This is a genomic window from Brachybacterium endophyticum (assembly GCF_003130585.1).
In the GTDB taxonomy this organism is placed as follows: Bacteria; Actinomycetota; Actinomycetes; order Actinomycetales; family Dermabacteraceae; genus Brachybacterium; species Brachybacterium endophyticum.
Genome location: NZ_QFKX01000001.1, coordinates 523,312 through 538,733, shown reverse-complemented (window position 1 = coordinate 538,733; position 15,422 = coordinate 523,312). Strand labels below are relative to the sequence as shown.

Below are 15,422 nucleotides of genomic sequence, written 5' to 3'. Positions count from 1 at the left end.
CTCCCCTCAGGGCAGGCTCCAGGCTTCCGGGCAGCGGGAGATCCCCGCACCGGAGATCCGGCAGCAGCCGGTCACCCGTGGCGACGAAGGAGCCGGGATGGGACGCCAGGACAGGGCGACGGACGAGCAGGGCCACGATGACCTCACCATCGGCGAGCTCGCCCGCCGCAGCGGGCTGAGCGCGAAGGCGCTGCGCCTCTACGACGCCTCCGATCTGCTCCCTGCGAGATCGGTCGACCCCTTCACCGGGTACCGGCGGTATGCGGCGGACCAGGTGCACAGGGCTCGGCTGATCGCCCGTCTCCGCGGCATCGGCATGGGCCTTGCACAGGTCCGCGCCGTGTGACCTGCCGTCCGAGGCCGCCGCCCAGGAGCTGCGCTCCTGGTGGCTGCAGGAGCAGGCCGACGCCCGCACCCGCGGCGCCGACGTGGCCGCGCTGCTGGCGGACCTCCACGAGCAGACGGCGAAGGAGAGCCCCATGCCCACCACCATCCCCACGACCACCACCCGGACCGACCACGCTCATGTCGCGAGCATCCTGGAGACCGGGCTCGTGCGCCCCTCCCAGCAGGATGCCGTGCGGATCGTCGACCTCCCCGAGGGGCGTCTGCTGCTCGGGATCGCCGACGGCTTCGGCAGCGACGACGATCTCGCTTCCCGCCTCCTCGGTGCTCTCGCGGAGTCCCTCGCCACGGCCCTCGCCGATCCCGGTGAGGACGTGCTGTCCGCGCTCGGGTCGGCCTGGGCCGCCCTGCCCGCTCTGCTACCGCCCGACGGAGCCTCCGGCGCCGCCCTGACCGCTGCGGTCCTCGACGGGGACCGCCTGGTGACCGGCCACGTGGGCGACGGCCGCGTGCTGCTGGTGCGCGAGGGGCGGATCGACCCCCTGACCCGCGACCACACGCACGTGTCCTCCCTGGTCGCCGCGGGGCGGCTGACGCCCGAGGAGGCGGCGGCCGATCCTCGGCGCGCCGTGCTGAACCGTGCGCTCGCCGAGGGGGTGCCCACGGAGCCGGACCTGCTCGTCCGTGCGCTTGCCCCCGGCGACCGTCTGGTGCTGCTGACCGACGGCGTCCATGCGGTGCTCGACCAGGAACGCCTCGGCGAGCTGGTCTGGTGCTCGCCGGCGGAGATCCCGAGGATCTGGTCGCGGCTCTGGCCGAGAGCACTCGGCAGGCCGGCGCGCCCGACAACCTCGCGGCGGTGGTCGCCGACCTCGGCTGAGGTGCGAGGCCCGGGAGCTGGAGCCGTGCAGGAGGGTGGATGCGAGGCGGCGCCTCACTCCTCCTTCTGCGCGGCCTTCAGGACCTCCTTGGCGATCGGTCCGGCCGTGGTGGCGCCGTAGCCGCCGTCCTCGACGAAGGCGGCCACGACCACGTCGCCCTGGGCCACGATGACCCACGAGTGCAGCGACGGATCGCCGTCCTCGTTCGTCCACTCGGCGGTGCCGGTCTTGCCGATGATCTGCTTGCCGCCGACGTCGCCGAACTGGCTCTTGAGGGTCCCGCGGGTGACGGTGCCGTGCAGGAGGCCCTGCATCTGCGTGGCCTCGTCCTTCGTCAGCGGATGCTCGACCTCGGGGGCCTTCGCCTTCTCGTCGGCGATGACGCGCGGGGCGACCGTGGAGCCGTTCTGGATGCTCGAGAGCACGGTCGCCATGCTCAGCGGGGAGGCGAGCACCCGGCCCTGGCCCATCATGTCGCTCGCGTGCTCGACGCCGGAGTCCTTCGGGTCGACCGACCCCATGAACGCGCCCTCCAGGCCCTTCGGGGCGTCCTGGCCGACGCCGAGCGTGGTGGCGGCGTCGGCGAGCTCTCCCTGGGAGACCTTGTCGTACTGCAGGAGCATCGCCGTGTTGCAGGAATGGGCGATCGCGTCGGAGAAGCTCATCGTCCCGAACAGGCTCTTGTCCATCGAGTCGGCGTTCTTGAAGCTGCGCCCCTCGACGTTCGCCGTCCCGGGGCACTCGAGCGTGGTGTCCGGGGTGTCGCCCGCACGCAGCAGCGAGAGCGCGGTGACGGCCTTGAAGGTCGAACCGGGTGCGTACTGCCCCACCATGCCGACGGGGTAGGACTGGCCGCTGGGGCCGAGCGCGGAGGCGAGCACGTCGCCGGTCGAGGGCTTCATGACGACGACGGCGCTCGCCGAGTCCTGGTCGGCGATGACCTTCGTGGCCTCGTCCTGCAGGTCGGTGTCCAGCGTGGTGGTGACGTCCGTGCCGTCGCTCGGATCCGTGCTCTTGAGCGTGCGGTCCTTGCCGGTCTTCTGGTTCACGGCGGCGACCTGCATGCCCGGCGTGCCGACCAGGGTGTCGCGCTCGGCGGCGGCGACGCCGCTGTCCCCGACCATGTCCCCGGCGACGACCGTGCCGTCGGACTTCTCGACGTCCTCCTCGGTGGCCTCCCGCAGTGAGCCGAGCACCCCTGGTGCGAAGTCGCGGGTGAGGGCGAGCGGCTGGCTGTCCTTCTGCTCGTGGAAGCCGGGCACGTCGGCGGCCTGGGAGAGCGGGTAGTCGTCCTTCGCGGTCTCGCGGATCGTCAGCGCCTGCACGAAGTCCTTGTCGCCCGCGCTCTTGACCTTGGCGGCGTAGGCGTCGGCGTCGGTCCCGAGCAGGCCGGCGAGCTTCCGGGCGGCCGATTCCTGGTCCGAGGCGTCGACCTGGGTCTTGTCGATGCCGAGGATGCGCACGTCACGGGGGCCGTAGAGGTCCTTCCCCTCGCGGTCGGTGATCGACCCCATCTGACCGACGACCGCGCGCACGTCGAGGTGCTCGTCGGCCGTGAGATCGGGGGCGAAGACGTCGGGAGCGAGCTCGGCGGACCAGCCGTCGTCGCCCGGCTTCAGCGTGGCGGTGGTGGTGTACTCCCAGCTGCCTCCCTTGCGCGGGAGGTCCCAGCTCCAGTCGAAGGTCGCCTGCCGGGTGCCGTTCTCGCCCTTGACGACCTTGTCGACCTCGACCGAGGGGTCCTTCGCGGAGGAGTCGGAGAGATTGCCGAGCACCTTCTCGCGCTGCTTCGCCGCCTTCTTCGCGGTGGTGCCGTCGAGGGAGACGCCCTCGAAGTCCCCGCTCGCGAGCGCGGAGGCGAGCGCCTTCGCCTCGTCGGAGCCGTCATCGGCACGGGCGCGCCACACGAAGAACGCCGCGATGAGTGCGAGCACCACGACGGCGGCGATCCCGACGATCCAGGGCCCGCGGCGACGGTGGGAATCGGAGGTGGCGGCACCGGTGGAGGAAGCAGTGGGCGACATGGACCACATCGTCCTGCACATCGCTGGGATCCGTCCACAGGTGACCGGCGCGGCACGACACCGCAGCGCGCTCTCGATAGGTTGGCCGGATGCTCAGCGCTCCTCCGGAGGTCGTGCGCGCTGCGATCGAGCGATCGATCCGCGGCGCGCACTCGCTCGCGCTCGCGAGCTCCCTGGTGGGGACCGCGCTGATCCTGACCCTGGCCGTCCCGGCCGTCACCACCGTCGTCTTCGCGACCTGGGGCGGGGATCTCGCCGGACCGTCCACCGGCAACGAGCTGGACGGACTCGGCGTGGTCCTGGGCTACATCGGCTCGAACCTGGTGGCGCTCGCCATCGCCGCGGTGCTCGCGATCGCCGCGCTGGTGCTGGACATCCTGATGCTGGTGCGCACCTGCGAACTGCTCCGACGGCGCGTGCGCGGGGCCGTCGCCCTGCTGCTCTCCCTCGCCGCCGCCACCGGCGTGCTCACGACCCCTGTGCTGGGCGTGCTGTCCTTCGTCCCGGCCGGGGTGATGCCGGGGCGGACCGAGGCGATCGAGGCGGCCCTGCTGGGACTGGGGGCGCTGGCCTACCTGATGCCGCTGATGGGGCGCCTGCTGATGATCGGGTTCGCGTGGGACCTCGCGCCGGCGGGGCCGGACCCCCTGCGCCCCTAGACTGCCGCCAGATCCTCCGCACGCCGCCCACCTGCCAGGAGCCGCCCATGCCCCGCGTGCTGCACACCGCCCAGGCCCTCGTGGACCTGGTCGTCGCCGTGCCCACGCTGCCCGCCCGGGGCGGGAACGTGAACGCCGAGGGCGCCCGGCAGTACGCCGGCGGTGCGGTGAACATCCTGGTCGCGGCGGCCCGCGCGGGCGCCCGGGCAGTGCACGGAGGGGCCCACGGCACCGGCCCCAACGGGGACCTGGTGCGCCGCGCCCTCGCGGTCGACGGGATCGAGCTCGCCAACGGGCCGATAGAGGACGAGGACACCGCCGAGTGCATCGTGCTGGTCGAGCCCGGCGCAGAGCGCACCTTCATCACCGGCTACGGCGCCGAGCGCCGGATCACCGCCGACTCCCTCGCGCGCCTGACCCCCGAGCCCGGGGACCTGCTGTGCATCTCCGGATACAGCTTCTTCGAGCCGACCCGTGACCCGCTGCTGGAGTTCCTGGACCGCCTGCCGGACGGCGTGGAGGTGGTCCTGGATCCGGGCGATCCCTTCGCGACCTTCCCCCAGGACCTGCGCGAGCGGGTGCTCGCCCACGTCACGGTGTGGACCTCGAACGCGGCCGAGGCGCTCGCGCTCGCCGACCGCGACGCCCTCGAGGACACCCCCGAGGCGATCCACCGCCGGATCCGTCCGGGCGGTGTGGTGGTCGTGCGCGACGGCGAGCGCGGCTGCACCGTCTTCCACCACGGCCGCGCGACCGCGATCCCCGGTTTCGCACAGACCCCGGTGGACACCAACGGCGCCGGCGACACCCACACCGGGGTGCTGCTCGCGGAGCGCGCGCTCGACGCGGACTGGGAGACCGCCGCGACCCGGGCGAGCGCCGCCGCCGCGATCGCCGTGACCCGGCGGGGCCCCGCCACCGCGCCCACCCGTGCCGAGGTCGACGCCTTCCTGGCCTGAGGGTCCGCAGGGGGCGACGGACTCGACACCGTCCGGCGGACCGGACCGGCGAGGCTCCCGGCGCCGGCGATCGTCGACATCCAGGTTCTGTGGAGCAGCTCACGTTACGATGGCGTAGCTCTCCGCACCCCATCATCTGCCGTCCGCGCCGCCACGCCCGCGCCGCGCGCACATTCGCGCCCCTCGACGAAGGAGGACCCATGGCCACCGACCACGACCTGCGCGCCTCCGCACCGAGGGCCACCTCCCTGCACGACTTCACCGCGACCACCATCGGCGGCGAGCAGCAGTCCCTCGCCGCGTACGACGGCCAGCTGCTGCTCGTGGTCAACACCGCCTCGCGCTGCCTGTTCACCCCGCAGCTGAAGGACCTCGAGCAGCTCCACCGCCGCTTCCACCACCGCGGCTTCAGCGTGCTGGGCTTCCCCTCGGACCAGTTCCACCAGGAGCCCGAGGAGGACGAGCAGATCGAGGAGCTGTGCACCGACCGCTTCGAGGCCTCCTTCCCCCTGTTCTCCAAGGTGATGGTGAACGGGGCCGAGGCGGACCCGCTGTGGTCCTGGCTGCAGACGCAGAAGGGCGGACTCATCGGCGGGCGCATCAGCTGGAACTTCACCAAGTTCCTGGTCTCCCCGTCGGGACAGGTGCTGCGCCGCTACGCGCCGCCGGTGCCGCCCACACGCATCGCGCGCCGCATCGAGCAGGAGCTCGCAGGGCGGGAGGACCGGTCCCGCTGATAGCGTGATCGACGTCCCACCCCGTGCGTCCGCGCGGGGTGCACGCACACTATCGAGAGGGGATCCCAATGGAGGGGGTCGTCGCCGTCCTGATCGTGATCGTCGTCCTGGTGGTCGTCCTGGCCGTCCTGGCTGCGCTGCTGTTCGGGGGCCTGCGCACGAGCATCATGTTCACGGTGCACACGCAGGAGAACGTCATCGTCGAACGCTTCGGCAAGTTCAAGCGGGTCGCCACGCCCGGTCTGAACGTCAAGGCACCGTTCGTGGACAGCACCACGCGTCCGATCTCGCTGCGCATCCAGCAGCTCGAGGTCAACATCGAGTCCAAGACCAAGGACAACGTGTTCGTGACCGTCCCGGTCGCCGTGCAGTACGTGATCAAGGAGGACCAGGTCGTCGACGCCTACTACCGGCTGTCGAACCCTGAGAACCAGATCCGCTCGTACGTCTTCGACACGGTCCGCTCGGCCCTGTCGGGTCTGAACCTGGACCAGGCCTTCGAGTCCAAGGACGACATCGCCCGCAGCGTGGAGAACACGCTGAGCGAGCGCATGCGCGAGTTCGGCTTCAACATCGTCAACACCCTGGTCCAGGACATCTCGCCGGACCAGCGGGTGCGCGACTCGATGAACTCGATCAACGCCGCCCAGCGCGACCGCGTGGCCGCGCAGTCGCTGGCCGAGGCCGACAAGATCAAGCGCGTCACCCAGGCCGAGGCGGAGGCCGAGTCCAAGCGCCTGCAGGGTGAGGGCGTCGCCGCCCAGCGCAAGGCGATCGCGATGGGCATCGCCGAGCAGTACGAGATGCTGCGCAAGGTGGGCATCGAGTCCAGCGCCGAGCAGCTGCTGCTGATGACGCAGTACTTCGACACCATGCAGGACGTCGCCCGCAACGGGAAGTCCAACGTGCTGTTCCTGCCCTCGAACCCCGGCACCGTCGGCTCGATGGGCGAGGAGATCCGCACCGCGATGCTCGAGGCGCAGGCAGCGCAGGAGTCCGCCGACTCCGGCGACGTCGCCGTCAACGCCGAGGCCGAACAGAGCCGTCGCCAGCAGGCCGAGGCCGCCCGTCGCGCCGCCGCCCAGCGGGCGCAGGAGGCGGAGGCGGACGCCGAGCGCGGCGCCCAGCGCGCCCGCAACCAGGCGCAGGGTCAGGGTGGCCAGGGCGGCCAGCAGCCGCCGTGGGCGCACCCCGGCCAGCAGGGCTGACACTCCCCCGCTCCGGACGCCCGGCCGACGCCCCTCGTCGGCCGGGCGTTCGTGTGTCCGCACCGGCCACGTGCCGTCTCCCCGCGCGACACAATGGGCGCATGACGCCGACGTCTCCCGCGCCCACGGGTTCCTCCGCCTCCCCTTCCTCTTCCTCCACCCGCCCGAACCTCATCGTCGTGTGCGTGGACCAGATGCGTGCCGACGCGATGGGGATCGCGGGCAACGAGCACATCGACACCCCGTACCTCGACCAGCTCGCCCGCGAGGGCTTCCGCTTCACCCGCGCCTACTCGGCGACGCCCACGTGCGTGCCGGCGCGGGTCGCGCTGCTGACCGGGAAGAGCCAGGAGGCGCACGGGCGCTACGGCTACCGCGAAGGGATCGACTTCGCAGCCGCCTACCCGACCACGCTCCCTTCGACCCTGCGGGACGCGGGGTACCAGACGTACGGGGTGGGCAAGATGCACGTCTTCCCCGACCGAGCCCGCTGCGGCTTCGAGGACGTGCTGCTGCACGACGGCTTCCTGCACGTGTCCCGTCGGCAGTCGGCAGGCCCCTCGGGCGCGAACGACGACTACGTGGACTGGCTGCGCCGCGAGACCGGTGACCCCCGTGCCGACTACCAGGAGACCGGGATCGGCTGCAATGCGATGACCGCGCGGCCCTGGGAGCGCGAGGAGCGGCTGCACCCCACCCGCTGGGTGGCCGACGAGTCCTTCCGCTTCCTGCAGCGACGCGATCCCACCAGGCCGTTCTTCCTGTACATGGGCTTCCATCGGCCGCACGCGCCCTTCGACCCGCCCGGCTACCTGTTCGAGAAGTACCGTGCGCAGCCGCACGTGCGTCGGCCGATGGGCTCCTGGGTCTCGCGCTTCGACGAGCACCGGCGCGACCACCAGGTCGAGGCCGAGTTCGGGGCGCGCAAGGACTCCGTGCACCACGAGGTGCGGGCCGGCTACTACGGGTCGATCGAGTTCATCGACCTGCAGATGAACCGTCTGCGGGAGGCGCTCAGCGACCACGGCCTGCTCGAGAGCACCGCGATCGCGTTCGTCTCCGACCACGGCGAGATGCTGGGCGACCACGACATGTACCGCAAGTCCGTGGGTTACGAGGGATCGGCGCACATCCCCTTCCTGCTGCACCTGCCGCCCGCCCTGCGCGAGAAGGTCGGGGACCCGCGCGAGGTGGGGGACGTGGTCGAGCTGCGCGACCTGATGCCCACCCTCCTGGACCTCGTGGGCATCCCGGTGCCCGAGGGCGTGGACGGCGCCAGCCTGCTGCCGGCGATGCGCGGCGAGCAGCAGGTGCGCGACCACCTGCACGGCGAGCACGTGATCAGCGCCCTCGGCCGGCACTCGATGCAGTGGATCCGCACGGAGCGCCACAAGTACCTCTGGTTCTCGGGCGACGGACACGAGCAGCTCTTCGACCTCGAGGACGACCCGCACGAGCTCGCCGACCTCGCCCAGGATCCCGCGCACGCCGAGCAGCTCGCGCGACATCGCGCCCTGCTGATCGCGGCGCTCGAGGGCCGCGAGGAGGGATATGTGCGCGGCGGTGACCTGGTCACGGGCCGCACACCGCAGTCCGAGGCGAGCTGGGTGCGGGAGTTCGCGCGGCTGTGAGCGCGGGGACGGCGCGACGCATTTCTCCCTCTGTGCACACCCGCCCCGCCATGTCCCACCGCTCCCCTACTGTGTGACCCGGAAGGGGGCGACATGGAGATCGAGTTCGGATGGACGGCCGACGGCGCCGACTGGGCGAGCGCGTCCGCGCGCCGCGCACGCTCCGGTGACGGTGACGGTGACGGTACTGGTGCCGCTCCGGATGCGCGACTGGGCCCGCGCGGGCTGGTCGCCCTTCTGCAGGGGCGCCTCGCCCTCACCCATCCGCCGGTCGAGAGGGCGGTGCGGGTCGCCCAGAGCATGCGGATGATCGGCGAGATCATCGCCGAGCGAGCCGGGGGGACGGGCAGCGGGGAGCCGTTCTGGCCGGAGCGATCGTTCCGCGTCGACCCCTGGAGCACCGCCTCCCACCTGCTGCAATTGCGGGACGCGAGCATCGAGGCGGGCTGGCGGGCGCCGGATCCCGTCCATCGCCTGCCCGAGCGTCTCGCCGCCGTGCGGGACCTCGAGGCCCGCGCCGTGATCGGCATCCCCGGCACCAGCGACGCCCGGGACCGTCCCGCGACGCTCTCCCCCGGCCCCGCCGACGACCTGCGCGAGGTCGTGGACACGCTCGCCGAGCTCGGGGACCTGGGCGCCGCCTGGCCGCTCGGGATCGACGCGATCACCCTGCACGAGTATCCGACCGCCCTCCCCGGCCTCTGGCCACGACTGTTCGAGCTTCTCGATGCGGCGGGCGTCCGCCTGGCCCATGCGGGCCCCGGCCGCGCGACGGCGCCGGAGCTCGAGGTCGTCCAGTGCCTGGACGAATGGAGCGCGGCCGACGTCGCCGCCCGGTTCCTCTCCACCCCGAGCGGTGCCGCGACCGCGCACGCATCGCCGGGTGCCGGGGACTCCGAGGATCCGCTGACGGTGCTCGCGACCTCCGACACCACCGTTCTCGACCAGGCCCTGCACCGTCGCGACCTACCCGCCCTCGGCGCCGTCGATCCCTCGACCGATCGCGCCCACCACCAGGTGCTGGGGCTGTTCCTGGACGTCGCGACCGCCCCCGTCGACGTCCATCAGCTGGCCTCGCTGCTGGACCTGCGGGTGCTGCCCGGGATGCGCCGCGACGACGAGCCGATCGGGCTGGTACCCGCCCCGGCGCGTCGCGAGCTGCTGCGCGCCCTCACCCGTGAGCCCGGGATCGGGCCCGCGTGGCGCGCGGCCCTCGTGCGTCTCGAGCAGGCGGCGGCCTCGGCCCCTGAGGAGCAGCGCGATCGCGCCCGCCGGGCTCTCGAGGCCGCCCGCGGCATCGACCGTCTGGTCACCGACCCCCTGCCGGCCGACGCCCTCTACCCCACCGCGCTCCGCGAGCGACTGGACCTCCTCACCGAGCGTCTGCGGGCCGTCGCCCGCGGCGCGGGTGACCTGCTGGCGAGCCTGTCCCAGGTGACCGCGCTGCGCGAGGTGCTCGGGATGCTCGAGCCGAGCGTGCCACTCAGCCGGCGCACGCTGCAGCAGATCATCGATGCCTGCGGCGGGGCGGGCCGCTCCCCGCTCGCCCGCCCGGAGGTCGCCCCGTGGGCGGTCGCGACGAGGCCCGCGCAGCTGCACGCCGCCGGCGGCACCGTGCTGTGGTGGGGCCCTGCCGAGGACGCCCTGCCCTCCCCGATGCTGTGGGATCCCGACGAGGTCCACACCCTCGAGGAGTTCGGGGCCCGCCTGCTGCCGCCCGCGCAGGAGTCCGCTCTGCACGTCGGGGCCGCCCTGCGTGCCCTGCGCGGTGCCCGCCGGATCATCGCGGTGCTGCCCGGCAGGCGTCTGGAGACCGAGCCGTCCCCGAGCGGCCTGCTCACCCACCTCGAGTCCGCCGCCGGACGCTCCGCTTCGGACCGCCTCACGCCCGGCCTGCTGGTCGAGGGCACGAGCTGGTCTCTCGCCGGCCGTTCGCTGAGCCTGCACGTTCCCGACCTGCAGGACCTCGCCGTCCCGGCACCGACCATCAGCGCTGCGGGGCACCGGCTCGACCATCTGCTGCCCGACCGGCTGTCCTTCACCCAGGCCCAGACGCTGCTGGAGTGCCCCCACCACTGGGTGCTCGAGTACGGACTGGGGATCCGGCCCGCACAGGTCGCCTCCCTTCCCACCGGCCCCCGGATGATCGGCACCCTCGTGCACGCGGTCGTGGAGACCCTCGTGGCCGAGCGCGTGGACGGCGGCCTCGGCGGCGCCCCGCTCGAACCGCCCGCCCCCGAGCACATCGGCGAGGTGTTCGACGCCCTGGTGCCCCAGCTCGCCTCCGAGCTCGACCTGCCGGGCCGCGCCTTCGAACGCACCGAGGTGCGCGAACGCGCCGTGCGCAGCCTGCGCGAGCTCTTCGCCGGCCTCGCCGACGCCGGACTGCGCGTGACCGGCACCGAATCGCGCTTCGAGCAGCCCCTCACCCTGCAGCTCACCGGCGGTCCGCGGGTGGTCTCCTTCGTCGGCAGTCGCGACCTCGATGCCCAGGACGAGGCCGGACGCCCCACCGTCATCGACCTCAAGTGGTCCTTCTCCCGCACCCGCTACGGCGACCTCTTCGACACCGGCGAGGCGATCCAGCTGGCCTCCTACGCCTGGGCGCTCGCGCAGGATCCCGACTCCCCCGTGGATGCCGAGCATCCGGCCGACGTCGGCTACTTCCTGCTGCGCAGCGGTGAGTTCGTCAGCGCGAACAAGGCCCTGGACACCCACCGCCGCACCCCGATGGACGTGGCCGACGCCTGGCGTCGGCTCGTCGCAGGCGTGCAGGAACGACTGGACGCGGTCGCGGCTGGCACCGTCACCCTGGGCTGTCAGCAGCTCGTCGAAGCCACAGGCCTCGACGCCGACGCCCCCTACAAGGCGCGGCAGAAGGCCGTCGCCACCCAGCGGGAGCTCGCCCGGGCCGAGGGCGGGATCCGCGTGGAGGACCACTGCGCGCGTGGGGACTACGCCCAGCTGTGCCGGCACACGGGAGGGAACTGATGAGCTTCACCCTGATCAACGCCTCGGCCGGCTCCGGGAAGACGCACACGCTCACCCAGGAGATCGCCGACCGGATGAGCGCGGGCCTCGAGCCCTCGCAGCTGATCGCGACCACGTTCACCGTCAAGGCCGCCGCCGAGCTCTCCGACCGGGTGCGGCGCACGCTGCTCGAGCGCGGACAGACCGAGGCCGCCCGCGGGATCGACAGCGCCCTGATCGGCACCGTCAATGCCGTGGCCGGGGATCTCGTGCGCGAGTTCGCGCTGGATGCCGGGATCTCCCCCGACGTGCAGGTCCTCGACCAGGACCGGGCGAGCGCGGCCTTCGACGCCGCGATCGACGAGGCCGTGGCCCGGGCGGGCGACCGCGCCAGCGACCTGCTGGCCCGCACCGAGCACGACGGCGAGAAGAACGCCGCGAACCCCTTCGCCGTCTCCTCCTTCTGGCGCGACCACGTCCAGGAGCTCGCCGGCCGCGCACGCACCAACGACGTCGGGGCCGACCAGCTGCGCGCGAGCGTCGAGGACTCCTGGGAGGACTTCCGTCGTGCCGGCCTGCCCGAGCCCGGCACGGAGGACCGCCGTCGCACCTGGCTCTCACGATTCGACCTGGCGCTGGAGGGCCTGCAGGCCGACGTCGATGCCGCGGACCAGCCCGGATCCTCCCTGAACGCCCGCAGCGCGGGCGCCGTCACCAAGAAGCTCGAGACCCTGCGCCAGCTGCGCCGCACCCTCGGACAGGGAGCCCGCACCCCGTGGTCGGCGTGGGCGAAGCTGGCCCGCGTCGCCGAGGGCAAGGCCGGTGACCCCGAGGGCAGCGGCAAGTACGTCTACAGCAAGGACGTCGACGCGGCGCTCGTCGGCCTCGCCCTCGAGATCGCCGAGGAGCTGCCCGCCAACCCCGTGCTGCAGCGGGACGTCCGCTCCCTCATCGAGCTGGTCGTCACCACCGCCGCGGACTCCCTCGAGGCCTACGCGCAGTACAAGAACGAGCTCGCGCTGATGGACTTCATCGACCAGGAGGTGCTCGCCCTGCACCTGCTGCGCACGAGCGAGCGCGCCCGCTACGCGATCGGCTCCCGCTTCCGCCTGCTCGCGGTCGACGAGTTCCAGGACACCTCCCCCATCCAGCTCGCCCTGTTCCTCGAGCTGGGCCGACAGATCGAGGACCTGATCTGGGTGGGCGATCCCAAGCAGGCCATCTACGGCTTCCGCGACGCCGACCCCGCCCTCATGCTGGGCGTGCTCGAGGAGGTCAGCGCCGGCACCACCGCCCTGGGCGAGGGCAGGATCCGCGATCTCGACCATTCCTGGCGTTCGCAGGAGCAGGTCCTCGAACTGGTCAGTGCCGTCTTCCCGCAGGTCTTCCGCGATCTGCCGCGCGAGCGCGTGGTCCTCACCCCCGCCCCCGAGGCGGCAGCGCAACGCGCAGCGGCCGGACGCACCGACGGCCGCATCGAGGCCTGGATCCCCGAGTTCAGCGACCGCTACAAGAAGGTCGGCGAGCACGCCGCAGGGATCGCCGACGGCGTGGTGCGGATGCTCGCGGAGGACGAGGCGAGCCCCGGCGATCTCGCCGTGCTCGTGCGCAGCAACGCCCAGGCGGCCCAGGTGGTCGCGGCCCTGCAGGAACGCGGCGTGCCCGCCTCGGGCCAGGGCGGCCCCATCCTCTCCACCCGTGAGGGCCGCCTGGTGCGCGCCGCGCTCGCTGTCACCCTCGATACCGCGGACACCCTCGCCCTCACCGAGCTCGTGGACCTGCTGCCCGATCATCCGGCCCACGAGTCCTGGTTCGGCGATCTCACCGCCCCGACCGACGCCGACGGCCGCCGCGAAGTGCTGCAGTCCTGGTGGGAGGCCGACGTCCTGTCCGGGCTGCGCGCCCTGCGCGAGGAGTGCATCGCGCTCAGTCCGGTGGAGATGATCACGGCGGTGATCGATGCCCTGGACCTGCCCGAGCGGCTGCGCTCCTGGCCCTTCCCCGAGCAGCGTCTGCGCACCTTGGACGCCCTGCGGCGTCTCGCCGCCGAGTACGCCGACCAGGCCCGTTCCGCCTCGATCCCGATCACCTTGACCGGCCTGCGCTCCGTGCTCGACGAGTCCGAGGCCGGTCCCGATCTCAGCGGCATCCCCGACACCGTCTGGGTCGGCACCATCCACGGGGCCAAGGGCCTGGAGTGGTCACGGGTGGTCGTGATGCTCGGCGCGAAGGCGACCGAGCGGGCCCACACCGGCGGGGTGTTCGTGGTGCCCGCCGCCCGGCTGGACGTGCTGCGCCCGCTCGACGGCCGCTCGCTGCGCTACTGGCCGCGCGTGCTGGATTCCTTCACGCCCTTGCAGGAGCTGCTCACCGAGGCCGAGCACCCGCAGCGGGTGGCCCGCTCCGAGCGCGAGGAGACCGGGCGCCTGCAGTACGTCGCCCTCACCCGGGCGGGCGATGTCACCGTGCTCAGCGGCGACGGCACCGGATCCACCCTCGACGCCCTGCTCGAGGCCGACGAGCCGCTGCTGCGCTGGGAGGCCGGCACCGACACCATCCACGTCGCCGGGCACGGCGATCTCCCTGCGCGCGTGCGCACCACCCGTGTGGCCGGGACCGCGGCCGTGGACGGCCGGGCCGGCCGGGTCCTGCGCAGTCCGCTCGCCGCGACCGACCTGCCCGAGTGTGGCCGTCCTGCTGCCGGCTCTCGCGGGGCGGGCCCGGCGGCCCGCTTCCAGGCCTCCGCCGTCGCCTCCGACGACACCCTGGGCACCGTGCATCCTCCCCGTCGCATCGGGCCCGCGCTGGTCAGCGGCGGCGGCCAGGACTGGAACCGCGTGGGCGAGGCCGTCCACGCCTTCCTCGCGCTGCCCCTGGACCAGCTCACGCCCGCCCTGCAGGAGCAGGCCGCGCTGCGGCTCGTCGGCCGCTGGGCCGTCTCCCGCGCCGTCGGCGCCCGCACGCTGCTGGCCGCCGGGGACGCCTGGCAGCAGTTCCTGGCCGCCGAGTTCCCAGGCGCGGAGGTGCTCACCGAGCAGCCCATCGCCTGGTGGAACGAGGAGGAGCAGGTCATGGAGGGCTGGATCGATGCCCTGCTGCGCCTGCCCGACGGCGAGCTCGTGCTCGTGGATCACAAGACCTACCCGGGCAGCGACCCGGTGGGGCACGTGCGCGAGAACTACCTGGGCCAGCTGGCGACCTACTCCTCGGCCCTCGGCGCCTCCCGCGGCCGGGCGCCCTCCCGCGTCCTGATCCACCTGCCCCTGCGCGGCGAGGTGCTCGAGGTGACGGTGCACGCGGCGGAGCAGGCCCCCGACGCGGCGGAGCAGGCGCTCGATGCGTGAGAGCCGTCCGATCCCGAGCGCCGCGACGCCCGCGGACGAGGCACTGGAGCGAGCCCGCGTGCTCGTGGACGACGCCCGCCGCACCGGCATGCGTCGCCTGCTCGGCATCACCGGCGCTCCGGGGGCCGGCAAGAGCACACTGACCGCCCACCTCGCCGAGCAGCTGCCCGCCGGGTCGTGCGCCGTGGTGCCGATGGACGGCTTCCACCTGGCCGACGTCGCCCTCGAACGGCTGGGCAGGCTCGACCGCAAGGGCGCACCGGACACCTTCGACGCCGCCGGGTTCGCGGCCCTGCTGCAGCGCCTGCGCGTCGCGCGCCCCGAGGACCCACCCGTGTGGGCGCCGATGTTCGAGCGCGACCTCGAGCAGCCCCTGGCGGGGGCGATCGAGGTCGCCGGGGACATCCCCCTCGTCATCACCGAGGGCAACTACCTGCTGGCCGAGGACGGCCCCTTCGCGATGGTGCGGCCGCTGCTGGACGCCTGCTGGTTCATCGAGGTCCCCGACGCCGTGCGCCAGGAGCGCCTGATCGCCCGCCATGAGCGGTTCGGGAAGGCGCCCGAGGCCGCCCGCTCGTGGGCGCTCGGGCCCGACGAGACGAACGCGCGCCTGGTCGCCTCCACCCGCCGGCGTGCCGACCTCGTGCTCCGCGGAACCTGATCC

Annotated in this window: 11 protein-coding genes; 10 read left to right on the top strand and 1 reads right to left on the bottom strand. The window is 73.0% G+C overall.

The annotated features are described in order from the left end of the window. Nucleotides 1–97 precede the first annotated feature (97 nt). Nucleotides 98–346, top strand: coding sequence for a MerR family transcriptional regulator (locus DEO23_RS02315; protein ID WP_109274371.1), 249 nt, complete (start codon nucleotides 98–100; stop codon nucleotides 344–346). Continuing rightward, on the top strand, nucleotides 324–1,346 hold the full coding sequence (locus DEO23_RS02310; RefSeq protein WP_109274370.1) for a PP2C family protein-serine/threonine phosphatase: 1,023 nt from the start codon (nucleotides 324–326) through the stop codon (nucleotides 1,344–1,346). The genes DEO23_RS02315 and DEO23_RS02310 overlap by 23 nt, the downstream gene beginning before the upstream one ends. Here the strand turns inward: DEO23_RS02310 and DEO23_RS02305 are convergent. Continuing rightward, the gene (locus DEO23_RS02305; protein WP_109274369.1) at nucleotides 1,280–3,250 is read right to left on the bottom strand and encodes a penicillin-binding transpeptidase domain-containing protein; all 1,971 of its coding nucleotides are present in this window, start codon (nucleotides 3,248–3,250) and stop codon (nucleotides 1,280–1,282) included. The two genes, DEO23_RS02310 and DEO23_RS02305, sit on opposite strands and share 67 nt — an antisense overlap. An 89-nt stretch (nucleotides 3,251–3,339) precedes the next feature. Between DEO23_RS02305 and DEO23_RS02300 the strand changes: the two genes are divergently transcribed. From DEO23_RS02300 to DEO23_RS02265, 8 genes are all read left to right on the top strand, one after another. Then, a complete protein-coding gene (locus tag DEO23_RS02300) occupies nucleotides 3,340–3,909 on the top strand; it encodes a hypothetical protein (protein WP_109274368.1) in 570 nt (189 codons plus the stop codon). A 47-nt stretch (nucleotides 3,910–3,956) separates the two neighbouring features. Further along, nucleotides 3,957–4,868, top strand: coding sequence for a PfkB family carbohydrate kinase (locus tag DEO23_RS02295; protein ID WP_109274367.1), 912 nt, complete (start codon nucleotides 3,957–3,959; stop codon nucleotides 4,866–4,868). Between the two features lie 200 nt (nucleotides 4,869–5,068). After that, nucleotides 5,069–5,605 (top strand): glutathione peroxidase, encoded by a 537-nt coding sequence (locus tag DEO23_RS02290; RefSeq protein ID WP_109274366.1) that lies wholly within the window; start codon nucleotides 5,069–5,071, stop codon nucleotides 5,603–5,605. A gap of 68 nt (nucleotides 5,606–5,673) precedes the next feature. Then, on the top strand, nucleotides 5,674–6,813 hold the full coding sequence (locus DEO23_RS02285; RefSeq protein WP_109274365.1) for an SPFH domain-containing protein: 1,140 nt from the start codon (nucleotides 5,674–5,676) through the stop codon (nucleotides 6,811–6,813). Between the two features lie 101 nt (nucleotides 6,814–6,914). Then, nucleotides 6,915–8,444, top strand: coding sequence for an arylsulfatase (locus DEO23_RS02280; protein ID WP_109274364.1), 1,530 nt, complete (start codon nucleotides 6,915–6,917; stop codon nucleotides 8,442–8,444). Nucleotides 8,445–8,537: 93 nt separating this feature from the next. Continuing rightward, on the top strand, nucleotides 8,538–11,435 hold the full coding sequence (locus DEO23_RS02275) for a PD-(D/E)XK nuclease family protein (protein ID WP_109274363.1): 2,898 nt from the start codon (nucleotides 8,538–8,540) through the stop codon (nucleotides 11,433–11,435). Beyond that, nucleotides 11,435–14,758 carry a UvrD-helicase domain-containing protein gene (locus DEO23_RS02270; protein WP_109274362.1) on the top strand — a complete coding sequence of 1,108 codons (3,324 nt, stop codon included), beginning with the start codon at nucleotides 11,435–11,437 and terminating at the stop codon, nucleotides 14,756–14,758. Before DEO23_RS02275 ends, DEO23_RS02270 begins: the two co-directional genes overlap by 1 nt. After that, on the top strand, nucleotides 14,751–15,419 hold the full coding sequence (locus DEO23_RS02265) for a nucleoside/nucleotide kinase family protein (RefSeq protein ID WP_109274361.1): 669 nt from the start codon (nucleotides 14,751–14,753) through the stop codon (nucleotides 15,417–15,419). Before DEO23_RS02270 ends, DEO23_RS02265 begins: the two co-directional genes overlap by 8 nt. Nucleotides 15,420–15,422 lie beyond the last annotated feature (3 nt).

What these genes read in the sequence shown, in the direction of transcription:
- DEO23_RS02315 (WP_109274371.1), top strand. Translation starts at nt 98, where the DNA reads ATGGGACGCCAGGACAGGGCGACGGACGAGCAGGGCCACGATGACCTC.
- DEO23_RS02305 (WP_109274369.1), bottom strand. Translation starts at nt 3,250, where the DNA reads ATGTCGCCCACTGCTTCCTCCACCGGTGCCGCCACCTCCGATTCCCAC.
- DEO23_RS02300 (WP_109274368.1), top strand. Translation starts at nt 3,340, where the DNA reads ATGCTCAGCGCTCCTCCGGAGGTCGTGCGCGCTGCGATCGAGCGATCG.
- DEO23_RS02295 (WP_109274367.1), top strand. Translation starts at nt 3,957, where the DNA reads ATGCCCCGCGTGCTGCACACCGCCCAGGCCCTCGTGGACCTGGTCGTC.
- DEO23_RS02290 (WP_109274366.1), top strand. Translation starts at nt 5,069, where the DNA reads ATGGCCACCGACCACGACCTGCGCGCCTCCGCACCGAGGGCCACCTCC.
- DEO23_RS02285 (WP_109274365.1), top strand. Translation starts at nt 5,674, where the DNA reads ATGGAGGGGGTCGTCGCCGTCCTGATCGTGATCGTCGTCCTGGTGGTC.
- DEO23_RS02280 (WP_109274364.1), top strand. Translation starts at nt 6,915, where the DNA reads ATGACGCCGACGTCTCCCGCGCCCACGGGTTCCTCCGCCTCCCCTTCC.
- DEO23_RS02275 (WP_109274363.1), top strand. Translation starts at nt 8,538, where the DNA reads ATGGAGATCGAGTTCGGATGGACGGCCGACGGCGCCGACTGGGCGAGC.
- DEO23_RS02270 (WP_109274362.1), top strand. Translation starts at nt 11,435, where the DNA reads ATGAGCTTCACCCTGATCAACGCCTCGGCCGGCTCCGGGAAGACGCAC.
- DEO23_RS02265 (WP_109274361.1), top strand. Translation starts at nt 14,751, where the DNA reads ATGCGTGAGAGCCGTCCGATCCCGAGCGCCGCGACGCCCGCGGACGAG.